Here is a 22218-nt window from a genome sequence, read left to right on the forward strand (position 1 = left end):
CGGGGCGGTTCTTTGGCCGGCCTTCTGGCGTTCAGTGCCGAGACGAGTGTGGAGCCCATGGCTGCTGTAACCGAATCCGCGCCACGAGTCTCCGCGACCGAAGGCGTTGTCGTCGCAAATCTGGTGCAGATCGAGCAACGTCGTGTCATTGCGGCCGAGATTCACTGGAGAGCCGGGGTCATCCACCGCATTCGTTCATTGGGGGGAGAGCGGTCCGGACTTGGCTACGTGATGCCGGGGTTCGTGGATGCGCATCTGCACATCGAGAGCTCCCTGTTGACGCCGGCGGCATTCGCGCGGATGGCTGTGCGCCATGGAACGGTCGGCGCCATCTGTGATCCGCACGAAATCGCCAATGTGCTGGGTACCGACGGCGTCCGTTTCATGTTGCGCGAAGCGCGCGAAACGCCATTTCATTTTCTGTTCGGCGCCCCTTCGTGTGTTCCCGCGACCCCCTTCGTGACCACCGGTGCCGAACTCGACGTCGCAGCGGTTGAAGCCTTGCTGTTGCAACCCGGTGTCGGGTTCCTGTCGGAGGTGATGAACGTGCCGGCAGTGCTCGCCCGTGACCCCGCCCTCTGCGCGAAAATCGGGAGCGCACGGCGGCTCGGGTTGCCGGTCGACGGCCACGCCCCCGGGCTGCGTGGCGATGGACTCCGTCGGTACGTCGCGGCCGGGATCGACACGGATCACGAATGTGCCACCCTTGAAGAGGCCTTGGAAAAGATTCGCTGTGGCATGCACATACTGATCAGGGAGGGGTCGGCTGCGCGCAACTTCGATGCGCTGCACCCGCTGCTGACCAGTCATACGGAACGCGTGATGCTGTGCAGTGACGACAAGCATCCCGATGCGCTGCTGGATGGACACATCGACCGCATGGTGGCGCGGGCCGTAGCGCTCGGGCATGAGGTCTTTGACGTACTGCGCGCCGCGTGCATCAATCCGGTGCGGCACTACCGACTGCCGGGCGGCCTTTTGCGTGTCGGGGACGCGATGGATGCCATCGAGGTTTCCGATCTCGCATCGTTCGTCGCGCGCCGAACCTGGCTACGTGGCGTTTGTGTCTGGGATGGGAGCGTCAGAGCTCCCCAGGCCGTGATAGGCGCTCCGATTAATCGCTTCGACGCCAACCCCATCGCCCCTGAAGCGTTGGTTCTCGCCGCCCCGGAGGGCCGGCTGTTACGCGTGATCGAGGTGCGTGACGGTGAACTCATAACGAGAGAACTGCGGTTACCGCTCAATCGTGCAGGGCAGGGAATCCTGCCCGACCCCGGCCGCGATATCCTGCTGCTGGCAGTCATGAACCGCTACCACGCGCATCCGCCGGCCGTTGCTTTAGTGCGTGGTTTCGGGTTGCGGGCCGGCGCCCTCGCGTCCAGTGTGGCGCACGATGCGCACAACGTGATCGCGGTCGGTACCGACGCCCAGTCCCTGTGCGCGGCAGCGAATGCGGTGATCGCGGCGCGCGGCGGACTCGCGGTCGCCCTGCGCGGTCGGGTGGAGCTGCTGCCGCTACCGGTCGCCGGACTGATGAGCCGGGAGCCGGGCGAAAAGGTAGCGGAACGCTACGCGAGCCTGGAGCGTCTCGCGCGTCGACTCGGCTGCCCACTGCAGGCGCCGCTGATGGCCCTGTCCTTCCTGACCTTGCTCGTGATACCCGAGCTGAAGCTCAGCGATCGCGGGTTATTCGACACGACGGCCTTACGCTTCACATCCCCGTGGGTCTGACGGCAGGTGCCGTAGGGATCCCACAACGCGCCTGATTAAATTGGCAAGCGATCTCATGCCGCCTCATTGCGCTGCAGCGCAGCGATGATGTCCGCGATGGGCTGCCCATCGAGGTGAGCAGGGACAGGCGCTCCCATCAGTGTCAGCAAGGTCGGGCCGATGTCCACACCCTCGACAGTCGGACCCATCTTGCCCGCTTCGATGCCCGGCCCGGAGGCCATCAGGAAACCGGTCGACCGATGCCCACCGGGTCGGGCGTGTGGGAATGGTCCGATTCGTCCGAGTTGAGGGCTGTCTGCGACGTCCGCTGGTTGCTTGGGGTTCTTGTTCCAGATGGCGATCAGGTCGGGGCCCGGCAGTCGGTCGCGGTCCTGATCCTCGGTGGGGTTGCGGCGGGTTCGTACCACCCTGTCCACGCAGGGTTCACCGGTTCGAGCGTTGGTCAGCCCGTTCAATAGGTCGGTTATTTCCTGACAAACGGCATCGTAGTCGGCCGGGTCCACGACGCCGTCTCGATCGCGTCCCTTCAGGTTGATGCGGATGTGTCCATCAGCGAAGCCTGGTAAGCCAAAGGCTTTCATGCGTGGCCAGAGATCGCTGTACCACATTGCCGGCATCCAGTTTGCCCGCACTTTGCGTGCGCCCAGTTCCCATGGAGACACCAGTCCGTTTGCTGACTTGGGCATGAATCGCTTCGGCAGCCAGGGTTTTACGAGTCTCAGCAGGGGATTGGGTTCATCGTTGAGCACCCAGACTTCGCCGGCCCACGATTTGCGGCCGATGCCGGTCCTGACCGGAGGGGGAGGCACGGACGGATTGCCCGCTGCGAGCGCTACCTGGCCGGGAAAGCTGTACCGGTACATGAGTTCCGGAACGACCGCCATGCTCAACAGATCCGTAACGTTGACACCCATGCCGTGGATCGAGAAACAAAAGACATACGTATCGGCTGGCACATCGGCCAGGATTTCGCCCACGGCCTTGTCCACTGCTTCGTAGATATCAAGGAGTGGGTCTGCATCGGGGATGACCTTATCCTTGTAGCGGTTGTAGACCGGATGGTCTGGATGGCTTAGATGCAATAGGTCGTGGCCACCACTATGGGTCTCCGGAAACACCATCAGAAACAGGTCCAGCGTGTCTCTACGCATCAAGTCCAGGGCGATGTCCCTGCGGGTCTTGATGCTGCGCAGCAGGGCCTGGTACAGCCAGCGAGCGTACTTCGGATCTGACCAATGGCCATGGTCATTCCCAAGCACTTCATTCTTGCCGTATTTTTGATTGATCTGCTCAAGAGCTTCAGCGGGTCTCGAGTGGCTGGGGGTAAATGGGTAGTGCCCTCCCCAGGCGAGTATCTGGAGTCCATTTACTTTGTCCGACAGGCCTGATGCGGGAAGGTCGAAGACAGATACCTTGTAATTCTCACCTACGGCATAAAAGGGTGGGTATTCCTTGAAATCGACGCCGATCTCGGTGCATTCCCGGGAGGTATGATAATCCTCCGGAAAGAATTTCGTCGTATCCCAAAAGCCGGTCTTGTCGGGGCGGCAACTAGTCCATGTCATGCTCCACAGTCGTTCCGTCGAACAGGTTGTGACTGGGCGACCTGCTTGGTTGACCGTATTTTCGATCAGGCAGAAAACGCCCTGCTCTTTGAGTTTTCTTAAATTCTTCAGATGGCCTTTCGCCATCCATCGCTCCATCAAAACAGGATCCGCCGAGTCGATTCCAATGCCGATGATGGGTCGCTTCATAAATCCTCGCGGAGGTAGACATAAAAAAATCAGTGCTGGTATTTCGCTTTTTGGCCGTATGCGCGCGAGAAATCCATTGATGATCAACCATGTCAGTAGAGTGGGCTTTCGGGCAGACACTCGGAACGTCCGCGACCGCGGCTCGCCAGCGCCCTTCTATTTGGTGTGGTAATTGTTCGCATAGTCCTTAGGTATGATGCCTCGCTTGGTACGCTGGCTCAACCCTTGGCTTGTACGAAGCGCTTAGACCCATCGAGGTATTTCCTTGGTGACGCTGTGTTTCCTCAAGATGGCTTCAGTTATGTTGGCTACAAGCGCGCGGTCGTTTGGTGCCCTCGGGTGCAAGCGGTATGCGTGCAAAAGCTGCTGGCATTCTCAAGCCGATCAGTTGGCCATTCTCCAGCTCGCGGTGATGAGGCTCCGCTCGGGTCATCGCAGTAACGCTCCTGCAGCGTCAGTCATATCACATGAAATGGTGAGCAAAACTTGAGGGGGGCGGGTTTTCCTGTACCATTCAAACGGTGACCGAGACGGTCAGGCTGGCGGGCACAACCGTTGCGCGGGCGCGAAAAAGGCGATGTTCTCGTTACTTTGCAGCGTTCGCATGAGGATCGATGCCAGCAGATGATGCGCCCTGAGGCGCGCAATAACTTCGAGCAGCACGATGCCGAGCGTCACCGTCATTATTCCTGCATTTAACGCGGAGGCCTTCATAGGCGAAGCGTTGCAGTCGCTCCAATCGCAGAGCTTCAAGGATTTCGAGGGGATTGTCGTTGACGATGGTTCTGCCGACGGCACGGTCCCGATTGCACAGGCAGCGGCCGGCGCCGATGCGCGATTGAAGGTGTTGGTACAGCCCAGGAACATGGGGGGGGCGTCTGCGATCAACCGGGCCATCGACGAGGCCAGGGGAGACTGGATCACGGTACTGGACTCGGACGATGCCTTCTTTCCCGACCGCCTGCATTATCTGCTTGAGCTTGCCGGACGGTGGAAGGCAGACCTGTGCGCCGATAACCTGTGCTTGACCGAGGTCGAAACCGCCCATCCGCTTGGTTTGTGTCTGGACGAGCGCCGACTGCCCCGAGAGACACTCATTTCGTTCACCGATTTCCTGAAACTTGATGCGCTGGATCCCTACGGGCGGTCGAGGATGGGGGTGGGGTACTTCAAGCCGCTCATAAAAAAGGAGTTCCTTGATCAGAACCACATTCGCTATCGGACCGATCTGACGAGCAACTACGACGGCCTGTTTCACGCCGAATGTCTGCTGGCGGGTGCGCGCTACGCGTTGAGCCCGGAGGCTCGCTACATTTATTTCGTCGCTCGACCGGGATCGATTGGAGCGACGTCGCGGGGTTTGCGCTCCGTTACCAACCGTACGCTCAGGAACCGGATTCTCCTTGAGCACCCGAACCTGGATCGGTTCCCCGGTGCTCGCGAACTGTTGCTAGAACAATCCGCCACGCTGGCCCGGGCGAGGGCCTATATCGAGACCACCCAGGCCTGGAGCGAGGGTGACTATTCGGCGGTAGCCCGTCGCATGGGGCAGCACCTGCCTTACCTGCCTTACTTTGTGGCGCGGTTCGGACGCGCGATCATGCGAAGGTTGCGGAGCGGGCACCGCTAACCAGGATTCCTCTGTCGCCCAGCCCTCCACCCACCCTGTGGGTTCGATGCTCCGGGGACCCGCAACCTGACCGGATACTAAAGTCCGCGTTACAGTCAGGCTCGCGCGCTCCGGGCGGGGTGTGATTCGCGGGGGAACTGTGCCACCATGACCGCCTTTCGAGCCCGGCTGCTCCTGTCGGATCGCGGTGCTCGGCTTAACCGACTTTTCACTTACTGGACGATGCCGCGCTACGCCCTGCCTCTCCTTGCGGTGCTGGTCAGCGCCGTGACTCTGTGCTTTGGTCTGGGTGCCTATCCCCTGTTGCAGCCCGACGAAGGGCGCAACGCCGAGGTGGCGCGGGAGATGCTGGAGTCGGGCGCCTGGTTCGTACCGACCTATGACGGTCTGCCGTATCTCGACAAACCGGCCTTCTTCTTCAAGGCGGTGGCCCTGTCGCTAGGCGCGTTCGGTCAGAGCGAAGCGGCTGCCCGGCTGCCTTCGGTGGTTTTTGCGGCTGCGCTGCTGTTGCTGCTGTATCGTTTTTGCCGGCGACAGTACGATGCCGCGACTGCCGCCGTGGCAGTGATCGTGGTCGCTGCGACCCCGCTTTACATCGCGTTCGCCCGCATCGTGATCTTTGACATGACGCTGGCCTTCTTCGTCTCGGCGGCGATCCTGTTGTGCTTCGAGGCTGGCAGCGCAGACGAAGTGCGGCGGCGGACGCGGTTGTACACACTGGCTGCGGCTTGCGCGGGCTGCGCAACCCTGGTGAAAGGACCGGTGGGGTTTCTTCTGCCGACCCTGGTCATAGCGGTGCATCATGCACTCGGCGGCGAAAGGGGTTGGTGGCGCGAGGCGTTCGCGGCGCGGAATGTCGCGTTGTTCTTCGCGCTGTTTCTGCCCTGGTTCGTCGGCGTGAGCCTGCAACACCCCGATTTTCCGTACTACGGCATCGTCAAGGAGTCGGTCCAGCGTTTCACGACCGACGAGTTCCATCGCACGGCGCCCTTCTACTTCTACGGCGTGATCATCGCGCTGTGTTTTTTTCCATGGAGCGCGCTCCTCCCCGAAGCGATGGTCGCCGTATGGCGCGGACGGTCCAGGCTCGGCGCGGTGGACCGACTGTTCGTCGTCTGGGCCATTGTGGTGGTCGTATTCTTTTCGCTGTCCAGTTCCAAGTTGCCCGGCTATATCCTGACCGCCAGTGTGGCGCTGGGAGTGCTGACGGCCCGCTTGTTCATGCTGGCCGCGACAGGACATCAGCGGGTGGCAGGCATCGTACGTCGCGGCACGTGGTGGTTGGCGATCGTCTCGTCGTGTACGGCGGCTCTGTCCGGCAGCGTTGCGGCGAATCCCGACCGGCTGGGTCGGTTGCCGGTCAAGGTGGCGGAACATCTCGTGCCGCTACAGGGGGCATTCGGTCCGCTGGCGGTCGTGCTCGCAGTCACCGCGGGGCTCGCAGTATTCGGCGCGCTGCGCCGCAACCCACCCTACAGCTTTGCGGCCTTCGTCCTCTTTCCGCTCGCGCTGACGATGCTGACGGTTCAGCACATCGGGCCGTATGCAACGCAGCGTTCCGCTCAGGCGCTGGCGGGCGCGATACCGCCTCTCGCCGACGACGTGGAGGTGGCCTGCTACCTGTGTCTCCCGAACGGCCTGCCCTACTACCTGGGGCGTCCGGTCACCGTGATCACCTTCCGGGATGGGCGCGAGTTCGAGAGCAACTACATCCGGTTTCGCCTGCTCGCGGATCCGAACTGGCCCGATGCAGCCGTCCGGGAGCCCGAAGTCGAGCGCTGGGTGACCGGGCGCGTGAAACCTGTCTACCTGCTGGTGCGGCGCACCGACCGGGAATACGTGCGCCGGCGGCTACAGCGTCCCGAACTCGAGTTTACCCGTCTGCATCCGGATTACTGGGGTACCTGGGTTCCGCCGCGGGCCCCGCGGTGAAGCATTCGACGGCGTAGGCGACACCATGCAGTACTTACCGATTTTCGCAAAGGTGGCCGGCGAGACCTGTTTGGTTGTCGGTGGCGGCGAAGTGGCGTCACGCAAGATTGCCACGCTGCTGCGCGCCGGTGCGCGAGTGACGGTCGTGTCCCCGGAGCTCGTCCCGGTAGTGGCCGAGTTGGTGACCCGGGGCCTCATCGCGCATGTTGCCAAGCCATTCGAGCCCGATGACCTGGAAGAGGTCGCGCTGGTCGTGTCAGCCACCGGCGTGCGGGCTGTCAACGAGGCGGTGGTCGCAGCGGCGCGTGAGCGCGGCATTGCCTGCAACGTGGTGGATTGCCCGGAGCTGTGCACGTTCATTTTCCCGGCTATAGTCGACCGCTCGCCGGTGATCATTGCGGTCTCCACCGGTGGCGCATCACCGGTGCTTGCGCGCCTGGTGCGCGCGCAACTGGAGACCCTGCTGCCGGCGGCCTACGGACGGCTGGCCGAGCTGGCCGAGCGGTTCCGGACACGGGTCAAGCAGGCTTTGACCAATGGCGATCAGCGGCGCCGGTTCTGGGAGCAATGCCTGCGCGGTCCGGTCGCCGAACTGGCGCTGGCCGGCCGGGAGGACGAGGCAGCGGCGCAGTTGGAGCGGCTGATCGAAGTTGCGGCCGGTCGATCGTCGGCGGTCGGAATGGTGTCCCTCGTCGGCGCGGGCCCGGGCGATCCGGACCTCCTGACCCTGCGGGCCTTTCGCCTGATACAGGAAGCCGATGTCGTCGTCTACGACCGACTGGTTTCGCCTGCAGTCATGGCCTTGGTCCGCAACGATGCCGAACGGATTTATGCGGGCAAGGAACGCAGCCGGCATACCTTGCCGCAGGAAGATATCAACCGTCTGCTCGCGCGTCTGGCGCGAGCGGGGCAGCATGTCGTGCGGCTAAAGGGTGGGGACCCGTTCATCTTCGGGCGCGGCGGCGAGGAGATCGAGACCTTGATGGATGAGGGTATCCCGTTTCAGGTCGTGCCCGGCATCACTGCAGCTTCCGGCTGCGCTGCCTATGCCGGGATTCCACTGACCCACCGCGACTGCGCGCAGTCGGTCACGTTCGTGACCGGGCATTTGAAGGAGGGGTCGGTCGGCGACCTGGACTGGGAGCGGCTTGCGCAGCCACAGCAGACACTCGTGATCTATATGGGGCTCCAGGGCCTTGAGCAGATCTGTGAAGCGTTGATCGCACACGGCTGCGAGCCCGACCGTCCTGCCGCGCTGGTCCAGCAGGGAACGACTCCCGGACAGAAAGTCATTCTCGGCACGGTTTCTACCTTGCCGGGCAAGGTCGCGATGGTGGGCGCCAGCGCGCCGACCCTGGTGATCGTCGGTCAGGTCGTCCGCTTACGGCAGAAGCTGGCCTGGTTTCAGGCCGCCGCGGGACTGCCGCGCGCGCCTTGAGGGCCTCCGGGGTGTTCCGCCAAGCCGAACATACGGCTTGGGTTCAGTCCAAGATCCCCTGCGTCTACGGACCGGGCATGCGATCGGGATGGCTGCTATACGGCGGCGCTGCTTGCGGGCTGCGCTGTTGCAGGCTGAGGTAGCGACAGTCCCACCCGATAGCCGGGCGACCGTAGGTCAGCGGAACGGAGATTTCTCGGGCGCTGCGGGGGCTGCCCCGACGTGAAGCGCCTTTAGGGTGATGCGCAGTGCCGGCAGGCCGGTATCGGCGCTGGGCGTATAGGTCAATGCCGCCTCCTCGAAGGGCGGCGTCCCGTGCGGCAGTACGAAGAACAGGAAACCGCGTGCCGACTCGCCGCGCCTGAGATCGACGGTCCGCAATTCCTTCCGCGTATAGTCTTCGCGGCGACCGTCGGCGGCCTCGTCGTCGCGTTGGTTCAGCATCAGGGAGCCCAGCAGACCGGCAACCCGGCCCGCCAGAGCGCCGATCGGGCCGGCCAAGCCACCCACCATGCCAGCGCCGGTCACGGCGTAGTGGGCTACGCCTGGTTTGGGCGGAAACAGCAGTGCCACTTCAGGGCCCGGGCGCGGCGTCGTCGTCTCACCGCCGGGCAAGGCCAGCGAGAACTGTTCGGGTGCGACGTGCAGGGGAAGATCCGCAGCATTACTGACGACGACCTGGACCGGCAGCACGGCGATCGAGGCAAAATCGGCGGCGAAGATCGCTTCCTGTCGCTCGGGTTGGACGTGAGGGTCGGCGCCGAGCGAGATGGACCCTTGCCGGACCGAGTGCGGCATTGCCGGGATCGGCGCGCTGGCCGCTTCCCGCGCTTCGTAGGCCGCACACCCGGTCAGCAACAGGCAGCTGCTCAACAGTGCCGCAGTTGCGGTCGCAGCGAGTCCGCCACGCGATGGCACTTGAACGTCGAGTCGATGCGGTAACATCGGGACACCGGAAGGGTGGTGGGCTTGCTGTCAGGCCATGAGGATCGCTCAGCTGAGGGCGCGGAGCAAGCCGGCTGGTGCAATGGCGCCCTTCCGCGACCTACGTGTTCACGCCTATTGCCATGCCGCGGGGGGCGGATTAGTCTCCATTCGATAAGGCATCGGCTCGAAGCTGACGGGTCATCAGACAGCAGGTCCTTCGCTACACTGTGGGTTGTCGCGGTGCCCGCGTGCCAGTGGCGGGTTGTCGGCGTCACCGATTTCGTGCCGTTCGCGGCAAAGGAGGTTCAAGATGAACGGATGTAAAGCATTGAGGCTCGCAGTACTGGGAGTCGCGCTTTCGCCGGTCGCCGCCGTAGCGGGCGGCTGGGGATTCCTCGCTCAGGCGCTGATGGTCGAAGACATCAGCTCGAGCCGGAATGGGGGCAGTCTGGCGGCCTATTACGGCGCGGTCGGCGTGAACGTCTTTTCAACGACCAGCAGTGCCTGGTGCCGGACCGGACTCTACGACGCCACGCACACTCAGTATCTGGCGTTCTGGAACGCGCGCACGTCCGCTCCGACCAGCTTCGGGTTTGGGTTCGGGTTCGTTGCGCAAAACGATGACTGGGGCACGAACTCGACCGCGATGACGGAGAGTCTGACGTCCACGACCGGTCAAGGCTACGTGGTCGGCAAGGCCGCTATCCTGGCCGAGGAACTCCCACTGGCGGATTTCGGGATCAATATCCCGGACGCTCAGGCGACCGAGCTTTACCAGGCCTTCATCACCCTGGCGATCGAGCAGCGCTTGGCAAAGTCGCGCCGTCACTTGGGCGCCGTGCTGGCCCAGGCCGCGAGGCGGCGGACCGACCGCTTCCCGGCGATGCTGGTCGATGCCTATGCGGAGACGATCGCCGGCAGCTGCGGTACGGACACGGCCCAGGTTGCCAAGCAGATCGAGCGCCAGGAAAAGGCCTTTCGCCGCCATGTCCAAACCTATGGATCGCTGGTCTTTTCGCGCGGAAAAGAGGGCTTTCACTCGATCGTCGCGAATTGGGCGGCGCTGACCGCGGCCGTCTGGAACAACCAGGGTGTCCACTCCGTGTCGGCGGTCACGTTGCGGCGTCTGGCCGGATACTACTTGCCGCTCGCCGACGAGTTGATCCGCGACGATTACCTCGCCGAACTCCGGGCGACGGCCGACCAAGTGGAAACCGAACTGGTAAGACAGTTGTTTGCGCCCTGAAGCGCCGGTAGGCGTAGCGGGCTGGTGGCGTCCAGTCGCCGCCCCCCGCCTTCAGTGTCGCGTGCGCAAGGCCTCAGCCGTTTTCGCGTGTACCGCGCCGAAGCCGCCGTTGCTCATGAAGACGATGTGATCGCCGGCTCGGGCTTCGGTTCGCAGGTGATCGATGATGGCGTCGAGCGTGGGTAATACGCGGATATGCGTTGAGCTTGCCGCGACGCGCGCCGCATCCCAGCCCAGGTCCGGCGCCTGGTAGATGATCGCCCGGTCGGCGCTGGCGAGCGATGCGGCCAGCGCATCGACGTGCACTCCCATCTTCATCGTGTTCGAGCGCGGTTCCAGGATCGCGATGATCCGGGACTCACCGACCCGCGCCCGCAAGCCCTCCAGCGTTGTCGCGATGGCTGTCGGGTGATGGGCGAAGTCGTCATACAGGGTAACGCCGTCGACTGTCGCGTGGATCTCCAGTCGGCGCTTCACGTTACGGAAGCTGCCGAGCGCGGCCGTGGCACGCTCTGGCTCGACTCCCGCATGGCGAGCTGCGGCAATGGCGGCCAGCGCATTGCGGGCATTGTGATGCCCGCTGAGTTCCCAAGCGACTTCGCCCACGGAACGGCCCTGCCAGAACACTTCAAAGCGGCTGGCATCCGCTGCCGCGAGGCGCGCTTGCCAATCGGCCGACCCCGATGGATCCAGGCCTGTCAGACCGGTGTGCTGCACCGGAGTCCAGCAGCCCATCGCCACGACCGCATCCAGATTGCCATCGTCCGCAGGCCGAATGATCAGTCCCTCACCGGGGATGCTGCGAATCAGATGGTGGAACTGTCGCTGGATGGCCGCGAGGTCAGGGAAAATGTCCGCATGATCGTATTCCAGGTTGTTCAGGATCGCGGTTCGCGGACGGTAATGGACGAACTTCGAGCGCTTGTCGAAAAACGCCGTGTCGTACTCGTCGGCTTCGATGACGAAGAAGCGGCTCCCGCCGAGCCGCGCGGACAAACCGAAATTGAGTGGCACGCCCCCGACCAGGAAGCCGGGTTCCAGCCCGGCCTGCTCCAGAATCCAGGCCAGCATGCTGGTCGTCGTGGTTTTGCCGTGGGTCCCGGCCACGGCCAGAACCCACCGCTTGGTCAGCACGAAGTCATGCAGCCACTGTGCTCCTGAGGTGTAGGCCAGGCCCCGGTTCAGGACGGCTTCGACCTCGGGATTGCCCCGCGACAGGGCATTGCCGATGATGACGAGTTCCGGCGCCGGGTCGAGGTTGTCAGCCGCGAAGCCGCTCATCAGGCCGATCCCGTGGCGCTCGAGCTGCGTGCTCATCGGGGGATACACGTTCTGGTCCGAGCCGGTGACGTGATGGCCCAGTTCTTTGGCCATGATCGCGAGCCCTCCCATGAAGGTCCCGCAGATGCCGAGGATATGTATGTGCAAGTGGCAATACCTGTCGTAAGGAGCGGCATTCAGCGATGTCTGGCGGAGAATTCGCCGCCCGTGGCACGACCGAAGTTCGTGCCGACGTGGGGCTTCGCCGAAATCGCTGCAGCGCGGTGGGTGTCGTTCAACGAGAGCCAGCGGACTTTGCCGCGCATCAGGCCGAGTCGGCCGCGGCGTGAAGATTTGTGGCGATCCCGGTTTGGCTTAAACTAGACGCCGTAGCGTAGCCACCTTTAGTCACATGAGCAAGAAGCACTGCATACAGATCGAAGCTGTTTCCCGGTACCTGGAATCCCAATCGGCGCCGGAAGCCGGACGTTACGTCTTCTCCTACACGATTACGATCGTCAACAATGGCAGCGTTCCGGCGAAGCTTCTGTCGCGTCACTGGGTGATCACCGACAGTGATGGGAAAGTGCAGGAGGTGCGCGGTGACGGTGTCGTCGGCGAGCAGCCGCATCTGGTCCCGGGGCAATCCTTCCGCTACACGAGCGCGGCCATGATCGAGACGCCGCTGGGCACGATGCAGGGCGAATATCAGATGGTGTCGGACGACGGGCAGCATTTCGATGCCGAGATCGCGCCGTTCGTGCTCGCGATCCCTCGCGTTCTGCACTGAGTTTCTCCGCGCATGGCGCTGCATGCCGTCGGCGACGTGCAGGGCTGTCATGCGGAACTGCTGAGTCTGCTCGACGAAATCCGCTTTGATCCGGCCCGGGATCGGCTGCTGCTGACCGGGGATCTCGTCAATCGTGGCCCTCGATCGCTCGAGACCTTGCGCCTCATCAGATCGCTGGGAGCGGCAGCGACCACGGTACTGGGCAATCATGACCTGCATCTGCTGGCAGTGGCCTTCGGGATTTCCCGCACGAAGCGGAAGGACACATTTCACGATGTCCTCGATGCACCGGACCGCGACGAGTTGCTGAACTGGCTCCGGCGGCAACCACTCTGTCATCGCGAAGGCCGCTACACCTTGGTGCATGCGGGTTTGTCGCCTTACTGGACGGTAGACGAGGCGCGCGCCCGCGCCGCCGAGGTGGAAGCCGTGCTGCGGGGGCCCGACTGCGCCGCATTCCTGCGCCAGATGTATGGCAATGAGCCGGATCGCTGGTCGGAGCAGGCGACCGGCTGGGATCGCCTGCGCTACATCGTCAACGCCTTCACTCGCATGCGCTACGTCGCGCCGGATTGGCGGCTCGACTTCCGCGACAAGGGGCTGCCCGGTACGCAGCGTGACGGGCTCCTGCCGTGGTTCGAGATCCCGGGTCGGCGCAGCGCCGGTGCAGCAATCGTGTTCGGGCACTGGTCGACGCTGGGGTTCAGGGTGTCGGGCGGATGCCATGCGCTCGATACCGGATGCCTCTGGGGCGGCGAACTGACCGCGCTGCGTCTCGACGGAGTGTCTCAACGGGTTGCAGTGCCGTGCCTGAACGGAGCCGAGGGTTATCAGCCGAAGGGGTAGCGCGGTCGCGCCCGATCCGTATCGCCGGAAGGGCTACGGCACGATCTCGTGGATCTCGATCGACTGAACGGTCGTGGTGTTGCTGGGCAGCGGTGCGCTGAGGCCCTGCAGGTCGCCCGGTGACGGTGTCGGCTTGCCGCTCTTCGAGATGCGTGCGCCGATCACGATCCGCTCGAAGGACGAGAGCTTGCGTCCGGCCATCATGGCCATCGAATCGTCCAGCGTCACCTCCAATGGCAGGTCACGTACCTGACGACGCACCACCGCGAGCGGCATCGGCGGGCCCTCGCTGGCACGGGCAAAGATGAACACGCTGTCGTCGGGCGCCGCTCTGGACTTGAGGGCGGGGGACAGGGTCACATGGACAGCAATGCGGGCGCCGGAAGCCGGCTGGGGAGCGACTGCGGGCGCGTCGCCGGATGGTGCGGCAGCCTCGGCCTGCGCGATGTAGTCGGCGACGGTTCGATACTCTTCGCTATCGGGCGGCAGTTGCTTTGCCAGCGCGCGCCAGTAACCGGCCGCCGCGGCCATCTCGTTGCGCTCTGCCGCGCCCAGACCGGCCAGCCATAGGCCAGTCGGGTGCCTTGGATCCCGCGCGAGGATGCCGTCAACCAGTTTCGCGGGTTCGCCGGCCATCGAGCCACCGTTGTTCTCGGCCAGCGCCTGCGCGTACAACGCGGTGATGTCGAGGTTGTCGGGAGCGAGCTTGCGTGCGAACTCGTAAGCCGTCAGCGCCTTTGCTGAGTTGCCCATGGCTTCCAGCGAGCGTCCGAGCAACAGCCATCCCTGCAGATCGTTCGGCTCTTTTGCGAGCTTGGCTGCCAGTTGTTCGACGGTGGCTTGCAGGGACTCGCGAGCCTCGGCGGTGGAGGCGGGCGGTGCGCGCACCAGATCCAGCCGTCCGAGTTGCCCGTACAACAACAGGCCGCCCGCGACGGCACCCAGGATGCCGGCGACGACGGCTGTGCGTCCCGCCGCGGCGGATTTCGATGGCGCTGCGTCAGGCGCAGCATCCAGATCGTCGAGCAGTGTGCGGTCCAGTTCTGTCTGCAGTGCCGCTGCCTGACCGGCATCGAGATCCTCGGCTTCCAGTTCATGGCGCCGCTGCTGATGGATCAGTAGATTCAGATCGCGGCGGGCGAGGCTTGCCTGCCGACCCCGGCTGAGCAACACCGGCAGGATAAGGCCTAGCCCGAACAGCACCAGCAGCGCTGCCAGACTCCAGAACTCGGTCATCGGTTCATTTCCGGGTATCGCCTTCCAGTTGGCGCAGTCGCTCGCGCTCAGCTGCGTTTAGCTCGGGCGACCGCGTAGCGGCGTGCTGCCGGGTGCGGGATCGGATGAACAGCAGGCCGCCGGCCAATGCCAAGAACGGGCCGAGCCATAGCAACCAGGTCATGGGCTTGACCGGCGGGCGGTACAACACGAAGTCGCCATATCGCTCCACCAGAAACTGGACCGCTTCTTCGTCGCTCTTGCCGCTCCGAATGATCTGGTAGACCTCGTCGCGAAGGTCGCGCGCCAGGTCCGCGTCGGAGTCGGCCAGGGACTGGTTTTGACAAACGAGACAGCGCAATTCCTCAACCAGCTGCTCGTAACGCAGCTGTTCGGTGGTGTCCTTGAAGGTCCGGATTTCGGTGGCGCTCGCAACGGGAACGCAGCCGCAGCACAGAACGAGCAGGCAGGCCCGGACAGAGCGCTTCAACCCGGCTCTCCTTTGAGCTGCTGGACGAGTGGCAGCAGAATGTCGTCGATTGCCTCACGCGTCAGCGGGCCGGTGAACTTGTGCCGGATGATGCCCTTGCGGTCGATCACGAAGGTCTCGGGGACGCCGTAGACGCCCCAATCGATGCCGATGCGCCCGTCCGCATCGAACGCGCTGCTGCGATACGGATTGCCGAGCCGCGCCAGCCATTCCAGGGCGGCATTCCGCTCGTCCTTGTAATTAAGGCCGTAAATGGGCACGCGGTCGGTCTTCGCGAGTTCCACGAGCAACGGATGTTCCTGTCGGCACGAAACGCACCACGAGGCCCAGACGTTCAACAGGCTGACCTGTCCGCGGAACACCTCGCTGGTCAGCGCCTCGTCCGGTGCATGCAGTTGCGGCACGGAGAAAGCCGGTGCCGGCTTCCCGATGAAGGGTGACGGCACTTCGCGCGGATTGAGTGTCAGCCCTACGCCGAGTAGCACGACCATCAGCACGAAAACGACCAGCGGGATCAGGAAGGTCAGGCGCAAGGGCAGGGTTCCCCCGGGTTCAGGCAGTGGCCGACGAAGGCGCCGCTGACAGCGCGGCCTTCTGGCGTGCGGCGACGCGATAACGCTTGTCGCTCGCGGCCAGCACGCCGCCGAGTGCCATACACAGGCCGCCCAGCCAGATCCATCGAATGAACGGCTTATAGTAGAGGCGGACGCTCCAGGCGCCGTTGTCCATCGGTTCACCCAGCGCGACGTAAAGGTCGCGGGTGAGGCCCGGGTCGATCGCCGCTTCGGTCATCGTGTTGCGTTGGACCCGGTAGGCGCGCTTTTCGGGCTTGAGTATCACCTCGCGGGTACCCGAGCGCACCGCGAATTCGCCTTGAGAGGCCGTGTAGTTCGGGCCTTCCACGCGGGTTGTCCCGCGAAAGGTGAACGCGTAGTCGCCGATTGTCACGGTCTCGCTTGGCGCGAGGCGGACGGTCTTCTCGACCGTGTAGCAGCCCGACAGGGCGATGCCGATCAACACCACGGCCAGCCCGGCGTGGGCAAGGGTCATGCCGTAGACGCCGCGCGACTGGGAGCGGAGGCCCGCCAGCCAGTGTTCGCGCAGACGAACGCGGCTCCAGAGCGTATAGCCGGCCGTGGCCACAAGCCAGATCGCCAGCGTGATCGTGGCGAAGGTCTTGATGTCGCGCAGGTTCCAGAACACCGCCATGGTGACGATCCCAGCGGTAACGCTCAGCAGGGCCAGCCAACGGGTTCGGCGTGCAATGGCGGTCAGACTGGCACTGCGCCACGGAAACAGCAGACCCGTGCCGGCCAGCAGGAATACCGGGGCCATCACCGGCGCGAACACGGCATCGAAATAGGGCGGTCCGACCGAGATCTTGCCGAGGCCGAGCGCGTCGACCACCAGTGGATACAGCGTACCCAGCAGGATGCTACCGGCAGCCGTGACCAGCAGGACGTTATTCAGCAACAGCAGGTTTTCGCGCGAGACGAGTTCGTAGCGCGCGTTGTCACGGACAGCGGGTGCGCGCAAGCCATACAGCATGAGAGATCCGCCGATCACGACGCCGAGCAGCACCAGGATGAACAGTCCGCGGGCCGGGTCGGTCGCGAAGGCATGCACGGAGGTCAGCACGCCCGAGCGGACCAGGAAGGTGCCCAGCAGGCTCAGCGAAAATGCAAAGATGGCCAGCAACACCGTCCAGGCCTTGAACGCCCCGCGCTTCTCGGTCACGGCCAGCGAATGGATCAGTGCAGTCGCGACCAGCCATGGCATGAATGAGGCGTTTTCCACCGGGTCCCAGAACCACCAGCCGCCCCAGCCGAGTTCGTAGTACGCCCACCAGGAACCCAGCGTGATGCCGGCTGTCAGGAACGTCCACGCGACCAATGTCCATGGGCGCGACCAGCGGGCCCAGGCTGCATCCAGCGATCCGCTCAGCAGTGCGGCGACGGCGAAGCTGAACGCGACGCTGAGGCCGACGTAACCCATATAGAGCATCGGCGGATGGATCGTCATGCCGAAATCCTGCAGCAGCGGGTTCAGGTCATTGCCGTCCGCAGGTGGTACCGCCAAGCGCTCGAATGGATTCGAAGTCAGCAGGATGAACAGCAGGATGCCGATGCTGACCAGCCCCATGACACCGAGCACGCGGGCCACGAAGTCCTCGGTCAGGCTGCGGCTGAAAATGGTCACCGCCAGCGTCCACAGCCCCAGGATGGTCGCCCAGAGCAGCATCGAGCCCTCGTGTCCGCCCCAGACCGCGGACAGGCGATAGTAGAGGGGCAGCGCGCTGTTGGAGTGCTGTGCGACGTAGGCGACCGAGAAGTCGTTGAGGGCGAAGCTGGCCGCCAGGCACCCGAACGCCGCGAGCAGGAAGAAACACTGTGCGCGCCCGGCGCCCCGGGCAACCGCCATCCACAGCGGTACGCCACCCGCGGCACCGGCCAATGGGAAACCGGCCTGCAGCAGTGCCATCATCAAGGCCATGACCAGGGCCAGATGGCCGAGTTCGGCGATCATTTCGGTTGCCAGGCCTGGTAATCGAGGACGGGCTTGCCGTCGGCGCCGTGCTTCACGGTGTCGGCGATTTCGGGCGGCATGTAGTTTTCGTCGTGCTTGGCGAGGACCTCGGTGGCTTCGAACACGCCGTCCTGATTCAACTGCCCGATCGAGATGATCCCCTGGCCTTCCCGGAAAAGGTCCGGAAGGATGCCACTGTAGGTGACCGCGACGCTCGCCGGACCGTCGGTGACCTCGAATCCCACCTTCAGACTGCCGGCATCGCGCTTCACGCTGCCCGGAACGACCAGGCCGCCGACGCGGAATGGATAGCCTTTGGGCGCTTCGCCCGCGGCGACCTGTGATGGAGTGTAGAAGTACAGCAGGTTCTTCTGGAATGCGGACAGAGCAAAAAATGCAGCGACCGCGATCCCGATAAGGATGCCGCTCACCGCCAGCATGCGCTGATGCCGCCGTGTCATGCGGAACTCTTGCGCTGTTGGTACAAGGCTGAGAATCGTCGCTGCACACGGGTGTGGCGGCGGCGCGCCGCGATCAGGTTGGCGGCGAGCACGAGCGCGGCCAGCCCGTAGGCCGGCCACACGTAGGCGGCATAGCCGCCCATGTTCAGAAAGTGTTCGAAGTCCATCGTGAGGTCGTGCGCCTGGCGCTGTCGTTCAGTGTTTGTGGCGGCGAGGGGACTGGCACTGTAGCGGCCGGCCTCTTCACACCCCCTTAGAGTGTATCGAGGATAGCGCGTTTCACCGCATCGAGTTGGGCTTCGACAGTGCGCGGCTTGGTCGTGCATTGCCCGATGGCCGTGTCCGGATCCTTGAGGCCGTGTCCGGTCAGGGTGCAAACGACCGTACTGCCCTCGGGGATGCGGCCCCGTTCGATGTCATGGATTGCGCCGGCTACCGAAATCGCCGAGGCAGGCTCGCAAAAGATGCCTTCCTTCTCGGCGAGCAGTTTTTGCGCCGCCAGAATCTCCTGATCGGTGAAGCCGGCGAACCAGCCGCCCGATTCACGTTGCGCGCGCCAGGCCCCGTCCCAGGATTGCGGGTGCCCGATGCGGATTGCGGTGGCGATGGTCTCGGGATGGTCGATCATTTCGCCGGTCAGGAAAGGTGCGGCGCCCGCGGCCTGATAACCCAGCATGATCGGTCGCCGGTCGGTCACCGGTGGATGGCGCTCGGTGCCGATCGCATATTCGCTGTAGCCCTTCCAGTAGGCAGTGATGTTGCCGGCATTGCCGACCGGGAGGCAATGATAGGTGGGGGCCTCGCCCAGTTCGTCGACGATCTCGAACGCCGCTGTCTTCTGCCCGTCGATACGGAACGGGTTGATCGAATTGACGATCGTGACCGGCGCATGGTCGGCGATCTCCTTCACGATCCGCATGCCGTCATCGAAATTGCCCTTGATCTGCAGCACGACCGCGCCGTACAGCATGGCTTGGGCCAGCTTGCCCATGGCGATTTTGCCGTCGGGAATCAATACGAAGGCCGTGATGCCGGCACGTCCGGCATACGCGGCGGCGGCGGCAGACGTGTTGCCGGTCGACGCGCAGATGATCGCCCGGCTGCCCTCCTCGACGGCTTTCGACACGGCCATGGTCATGCCGCGGTCCTTGAAGGAGCCCGTGGGGTTCAGCCCCTCGAACTTGACATACAACGCAACGTCCCTTCCGATCAGCCTCGGGATGTTGTGGAGTTGGATCAACGGCGTGTTGCCCTCGCCAAGGCTGATCGGACAGGTCTTGTCCGTGCAGGGCAGGCGGTCGCGGTAGCGGTGGATGAGTCCGATGTAGCGGTTGGCTGAAGGCATGATGGCAGTCGTTGCGAAAGGGCTGGGGCGTCGGGCGTAACGCGCGAGTCCGGCTTTGGGGCTCGGGCTTACTTCAGGGTTTCGAGGCGGATCCGCACGGCGGGACCCTGGATCGTGTCGAGGGCTTCGATCTGCGCCAGCGCCGCATTCAGCTCCCGCTCCAGCACCCGGTGGGTGATCATGATGATCGGCAGATGACTCGCGCCCGTGGGTGCCTCCTTCTGTATCAAGGCCTCGATGCTGATGCCCTGGTTGGCGAGGATCCGGGCGATGTCCGCCAGCACGCCCGGTTTGTCTTCGGCGTTCAGTCTCAGGTAGTAGGCCGTTTCGACCTCGTCGATACCGAGTACCGGGATGTCGGAGATCGACTGCGGCTGGAACGCGAGATGCGGGACGCGATTCTCGGAATCGGAAGTCAGCGTGCGCACGACATCGACCAGATCCGCCACGACCGAGGACGCCGTCGGCTCGGCGCCGGCGCCGGCGCCATAGTACAGCGTGGGCCCTACCGCGTCGCCCTTGACCAGGATGGCGTTCATGACGCCCGCCACGTTGGCGATCAGCCTGCGCTCGGGAATCAGGGTCGGGTGCACCCGCAGTTCCACCCCCCGTTCCGTCCGCCGCGCGATGCCCAGCAATTTGATCCTATAGCCCAGGGCTTCCGCATAGGCGACGTCCGTGGCGGTGATGCCGGTGATGCCTTCGACGTAGACGCGCTGGAACTGCAGCGGGATGCCGAACGCGATCGAGGCCAGGATCGTCAGCTTGTGCGCGGTGTCCGTACCCTCGATGTCGAAGGCGGGGTCGGCCTCGGCATAACCCAGCGCCTGGGCCTCCTTCAGCACGCTGTCGAAATCGCGCCCTTTGTCGCGCATTTCGGTCAGGATGAAGTTGCAGGTCCCGTTGATGATCCCGGCAACCCACTCGACGCGATTGCCGGCCAGGCCCTCACGCAAGGTCTTGATGATCGGGATGCCGCCTGCCACGGCGGCTTCGAAGGCCACCATCAACCCGCGTCGGCTCGCCTCGGCGAATATCTCGTTGCCGTGCAGCGCAATCAGCATCTTGTTCGCGGTAACGACATGCTTGCCCCGGTTCAGGGCCCGCAGCACCAGATCTTTGGCCGGTACTTCGCCGCCGATCAGCTCGACGACGATCTGGATGTCGGGATCGTCGACGACTGCATGCGGATCGGTGGTGACTTCCAGCCCGCTGGTGTCGCAAATTCGGGCGCGCGCGAGGTTGCGAGTCGCAATCCGGGCGATCTGAATCTCGCGGCCGGCGCGCCGGCTGATCTCGCTGGCATTTCGACGCAGCACGTTGACGGTGCCGCCGCCGACCGTACCCAGCCCGAGCAGGCCAATCTTTACCGGCTTCACTGACAGGTCCTCACGTGGCATCTGGACCGGCGATCATACTGCATTGTCCCGCCGCAGCATATGACGGATACCGCGCACGGCCTGTCGCGTCCGGTGTTCGTTCTCGATCAGGCTGAAACGCACGTGGTCGTCGCCGAACTCACCGAAGCCGATGCCGGGCGACACGGCGACTTGCGCATCGAGCAACAGCTTTTTCGCAAATTCCAGCGAGCCCATCGTGCGGTACTGCTCCGGGATCGGAGCCCAGACGAACATGGTGCCGCGCGGCTTCTCGACGTGCCAGCCGATGTCGTTCAGGCCCTTGCACAGCGTATCCCGGCGTGATCGATAGAGTTCGCAGATCTCGTGGACGCAATCCTGGGGGCCTTCCAGCGCGGTGATCGCAGCGACCTGAATCGGGGTGAACATCCCGTAGTCCAGATAGGACTTGATGCGGGCCAGCGCTGCGACCAGTTCGGGGTTGCCACACATGAAACCCACGCGCCAGCCCGGCATGTTGTAGCTCTTCGATAGCGTGAAGAACTCGACGGCGACTTCGGTCGCATGTGGGACCTGCAGGATCGACGGGGCGACGTACCCGTCGAAGACGAGGTCGGCGTAAGCGAGGTCATGGACCACCCAGATCCGGTATTCCCGCGCGATTTCGATGACCTTCTCGAAGAAGTCCAAATCGACGCACTGCGTCGTCGGATTGCCCGGAAAGTTCAGGACCAGCATCTTCGGCTTCGGCCAGGATGTCTTGATGGCCTTTTCGAGTTCCTCGAAGAAGTCGACACCGTCGACTAAAGGCACGTGGCGCACATCCGCCCCGGCGAGTACGAAGCCATACGGATGGATCGGATAGGCGGGGTTGGGCACGAGCACCGCGTCGCCGGGTCCCATCGTGGCCATCGCCAGATGAGCCAGGCCTTCCTTCGAGCCGATCGTTACGATCGCCTGAGTGTCCAGATCCAGTTCGACGTCGAAGCGGTCCCGGTACCAGTTGCAGATGGCGCGGCGCAGGCGTGGAATGCCACGCGACACCGAATAGCGGTGGTTGGTGTCCTTGCGCGAAACCTCAACCAGTTTGTCGACGATGTGCTTGGGTGTCGGACGGTCCGGATTACCCATGCCGAAGTCGATGATGTCGCTGCCGGCCGCTCGTTCCTTCGCCTTCAGTTCATTGACGATGTTGAAGACGTATGGCGGCAAGCGTTTGATGCGCTGAAATTCTTCCATTCGCGGCTCGGCTGGCAGAGATCGTTAGGG

20 protein-coding genes are annotated in these 22218 nt (G+C 63.9%); 7 read left to right on the plus strand and 13 right to left on the minus strand.

Annotated elements, in window-relative coordinates; all coding sequences use genetic code 11:
- Positions 1-57: 57 nt before the first annotated feature.
- Positions 58-1731 (plus strand): adenine deaminase, encoded by a 1674-nt coding sequence (gene ade / locus BWR02_RS10695; RefSeq protein ID WP_139557768.1) that lies wholly within the window; start codon positions 58-60, stop codon positions 1729-1731.
- 53 nt (positions 1732-1784) lie between these two features.
- Here the strand turns inward: ade and BWR02_RS10700 are convergent, their stop codons facing one another.
- A complete protein-coding gene (locus BWR02_RS10700) occupies positions 1785-3485 on the minus strand; it encodes an alkaline phosphatase family protein (protein WP_139557770.1) in 1701 nt (566 codons plus the stop codon).
- Positions 3486-4019: 534 nt separating this feature from the next.
- Positions 4020-4163: a hypothetical protein gene (locus BWR02_RS20865; RefSeq protein ID WP_162560105.1), complete on the minus strand. Its 144-nt coding sequence runs from the start codon at positions 4161-4163 to the stop codon at positions 4020-4022.
- Here BWR02_RS20865 and BWR02_RS10705 point away from each other — a divergent pair.
- The 3 genes from BWR02_RS10705 (at position 4150) to cysG (ending at position 8485) form a co-directional block, all read left to right on the plus strand.
- Positions 4150-5115: a glycosyltransferase family 2 protein gene (locus BWR02_RS10705; RefSeq protein WP_139557772.1), complete on the plus strand. Its 966-nt coding sequence runs from the start codon at positions 4150-4152 to the stop codon at positions 5113-5115. The genes BWR02_RS20865 and BWR02_RS10705 overlap by 14 nt on opposite strands.
- A 147-nt stretch (positions 5116-5262) precedes the next feature.
- Entirely contained in the window at positions 5263-7047 is a 1785-nt protein-coding gene (locus BWR02_RS10710) for an ArnT family glycosyltransferase (protein WP_139557773.1), read from the plus strand.
- Between the two features lie 25 nt (positions 7048-7072).
- Positions 7073-8485 carry a siroheme synthase CysG gene (gene cysG, locus BWR02_RS10715; RefSeq protein ID WP_139557775.1) on the plus strand — a complete coding sequence of 471 codons (1413 nt, stop codon included), beginning with the start codon at positions 7073-7075 and terminating at the stop codon, positions 8483-8485.
- 177 nt (positions 8486-8662) lie between these two features.
- On the opposite strand, the gene BWR02_RS10720 is transcribed toward cysG, so the two are convergent.
- Positions 8663-9358, minus strand: a complete 696-nt coding sequence (locus BWR02_RS10720; RefSeq protein WP_139557777.1) for a hypothetical protein — start codon at positions 9356-9358, stop codon at positions 8663-8665.
- A 364-nt stretch (positions 9359-9722) separates the two neighbouring features.
- On the opposite strand from BWR02_RS10720, the gene BWR02_RS10725 reads away from it, so the two are divergent.
- Positions 9723-10658, plus strand: coding sequence for a hypothetical protein (locus BWR02_RS10725; protein WP_139557779.1), 936 nt, complete (start codon positions 9723-9725; stop codon positions 10656-10658).
- Between the two features lie 51 nt (positions 10659-10709).
- Here BWR02_RS10725 and mpl read toward each other — a convergent pair whose 3' ends face one another.
- Positions 10710-12086: a UDP-N-acetylmuramate:L-alanyl-gamma-D-glutamyl-meso-diaminopimelate ligase gene (gene mpl, locus BWR02_RS10730; protein WP_139557780.1), complete on the minus strand. Its 1377-nt coding sequence runs from the start codon at positions 12084-12086 to the stop codon at positions 10710-10712.
- Between the two features lie 244 nt (positions 12087-12330).
- Between mpl and apaG the strand changes: the two genes are divergently transcribed.
- The gene (apaG, locus tag BWR02_RS10735; RefSeq protein WP_129883732.1) at positions 12331-12708 is read left to right on the plus strand and encodes a Co2+/Mg2+ efflux facilitator ApaG/CorD; all 378 of its coding nucleotides are present in this window, start codon (positions 12331-12333) and stop codon (positions 12706-12708) included.
- 12 nt (positions 12709-12720) lie between these two features.
- A complete protein-coding gene (locus BWR02_RS10740; RefSeq protein ID WP_139557781.1) occupies positions 12721-13554 on the plus strand; it encodes a symmetrical bis(5'-nucleosyl)-tetraphosphatase in 834 nt (277 codons plus the stop codon).
- A 33-nt stretch (positions 13555-13587) separates the two neighbouring features.
- Here the strand turns inward: BWR02_RS10740 and ccmI are convergent, their stop codons facing one another.
- From ccmI to alaC, 9 genes are all read right to left on the minus strand, one after another.
- Positions 13588-14790: a c-type cytochrome biogenesis protein CcmI gene (gene ccmI, locus BWR02_RS10745; RefSeq protein WP_139557782.1), complete on the minus strand. Its 1203-nt coding sequence runs from the start codon at positions 14788-14790 to the stop codon at positions 13588-13590.
- Between the two features lie 4 nt (positions 14791-14794).
- Positions 14795-15259 (minus strand): cytochrome c-type biogenesis protein, encoded by a 465-nt coding sequence (locus BWR02_RS10750; RefSeq protein ID WP_236102128.1) that lies wholly within the window; start codon positions 15257-15259, stop codon positions 14795-14797.
- Positions 15256-15786 carry a DsbE family thiol:disulfide interchange protein gene (locus BWR02_RS10755; protein ID WP_328591520.1) on the minus strand — a complete coding sequence of 177 codons (531 nt, stop codon included), beginning with the start codon at positions 15784-15786 and terminating at the stop codon, positions 15256-15258. Before BWR02_RS10755 ends, BWR02_RS10750 begins: the two co-directional genes overlap by 4 nt.
- A 25-nt stretch (positions 15787-15811) precedes the next feature.
- The gene (locus tag BWR02_RS10760; RefSeq protein ID WP_139557784.1) at positions 15812-17785 is read right to left on the minus strand and encodes a heme lyase CcmF/NrfE family subunit; all 1974 of its coding nucleotides are present in this window, start codon (positions 17783-17785) and stop codon (positions 15812-15814) included.
- Entirely contained in the window at positions 17782-18246 is a 465-nt protein-coding gene (ccmE, locus tag BWR02_RS10765; protein ID WP_139557785.1) for a cytochrome c maturation protein CcmE, read from the minus strand. Before ccmE ends, BWR02_RS10760 begins: the two co-directional genes overlap by 4 nt.
- Entirely contained in the window at positions 18243-18413 is a 171-nt protein-coding gene (gene ccmD, locus BWR02_RS10770; RefSeq protein WP_129883727.1) for a heme exporter protein CcmD, read from the minus strand. Before ccmD ends, ccmE begins: the two co-directional genes overlap by 4 nt.
- 86 nt (positions 18414-18499) lie before the next feature.
- A complete protein-coding gene (gene thrC, locus BWR02_RS10775) occupies positions 18500-19591 on the minus strand; it encodes a threonine synthase (RefSeq protein WP_139557786.1) in 1092 nt (363 codons plus the stop codon).
- Positions 19592-19659: 68 nt separating this feature from the next.
- Positions 19660-20970, minus strand: a complete 1311-nt coding sequence (locus tag BWR02_RS10780) for a homoserine dehydrogenase (protein WP_139557787.1) — start codon at positions 20968-20970, stop codon at positions 19660-19662.
- A gap of 33 nt (positions 20971-21003) precedes the next feature.
- A complete protein-coding gene (alaC, locus tag BWR02_RS10785) occupies positions 21004-22188 on the minus strand; it encodes an alanine transaminase (RefSeq protein WP_139557788.1) in 1185 nt (394 codons plus the stop codon).
- Positions 22189-22218 lie beyond the last annotated feature (30 nt).

Source organism: Methylotetracoccus oryzae (assembly GCF_006175985.1).
GTDB classification, from domain to species: domain Bacteria; phylum Pseudomonadota; class Gammaproteobacteria; order Methylococcales; family Methylococcaceae; genus Methylotetracoccus; species Methylotetracoccus oryzae.

What these genes read in the sequence shown, in the direction of transcription:
- cysG (WP_139557775.1), top strand. Translation starts at nt 7,073, where the DNA reads ATGCAGTACTTACCGATTTTCGCAAAGGTGGCCGGCGAGACCTGTTTG.
- BWR02_RS10700 (WP_139557770.1), bottom strand. Translation starts at nt 3,485, where the DNA reads ATGAAGCGACCCATCATCGGCATTGGAATCGACTCGGCGGATCCTGTT.
- thrC (WP_139557786.1), bottom strand. Translation starts at nt 19,591, where the DNA reads ATGCCTTCAGCCAACCGCTACATCGGACTCATCCACCGCTACCGCGAC.
- ccmI (WP_139557782.1), bottom strand. Translation starts at nt 14,790, where the DNA reads ATGACCGAGTTCTGGAGTCTGGCAGCGCTGCTGGTGCTGTTCGGGCTA.
- BWR02_RS10740 (WP_139557781.1), top strand. Translation starts at nt 12,721, where the DNA reads ATGGCGCTGCATGCCGTCGGCGACGTGCAGGGCTGTCATGCGGAACTG.
- BWR02_RS10710 (WP_139557773.1), top strand. Translation starts at nt 5,263, where the DNA reads ATGACCGCCTTTCGAGCCCGGCTGCTCCTGTCGGATCGCGGTGCTCGG.
- alaC (WP_139557788.1), bottom strand. Translation starts at nt 22,188, where the DNA reads ATGGAAGAATTTCAGCGCATCAAACGCTTGCCGCCATACGTCTTCAAC.
- BWR02_RS10725 (WP_139557779.1), top strand. Translation starts at nt 9,723, where the DNA reads ATGAACGGATGTAAAGCATTGAGGCTCGCAGTACTGGGAGTCGCGCTT.
- ccmD (WP_129883727.1), bottom strand. Translation starts at nt 18,413, where the DNA reads ATGGACTTCGAACACTTTCTGAACATGGGCGGCTATGCCGCCTACGTG.
- BWR02_RS10760 (WP_139557784.1), bottom strand. Translation starts at nt 17,785, where the DNA reads ATGATCGCCGAACTCGGCCATCTGGCCCTGGTCATGGCCTTGATGATG.
- ccmE (WP_139557785.1), bottom strand. Translation starts at nt 18,246, where the DNA reads ATGACACGGCGGCATCAGCGCATGCTGGCGGTGAGCGGCATCCTTATC.
- ade (WP_139557768.1), top strand. Translation starts at nt 58, where the DNA reads ATGGCTGCTGTAACCGAATCCGCGCCACGAGTCTCCGCGACCGAAGGC.
- apaG (WP_129883732.1), top strand. Translation starts at nt 12,331, where the DNA reads ATGAGCAAGAAGCACTGCATACAGATCGAAGCTGTTTCCCGGTACCTG.
- BWR02_RS10705 (WP_139557772.1), top strand. Translation starts at nt 4,150, where the DNA reads ATGCCGAGCGTCACCGTCATTATTCCTGCATTTAACGCGGAGGCCTTC.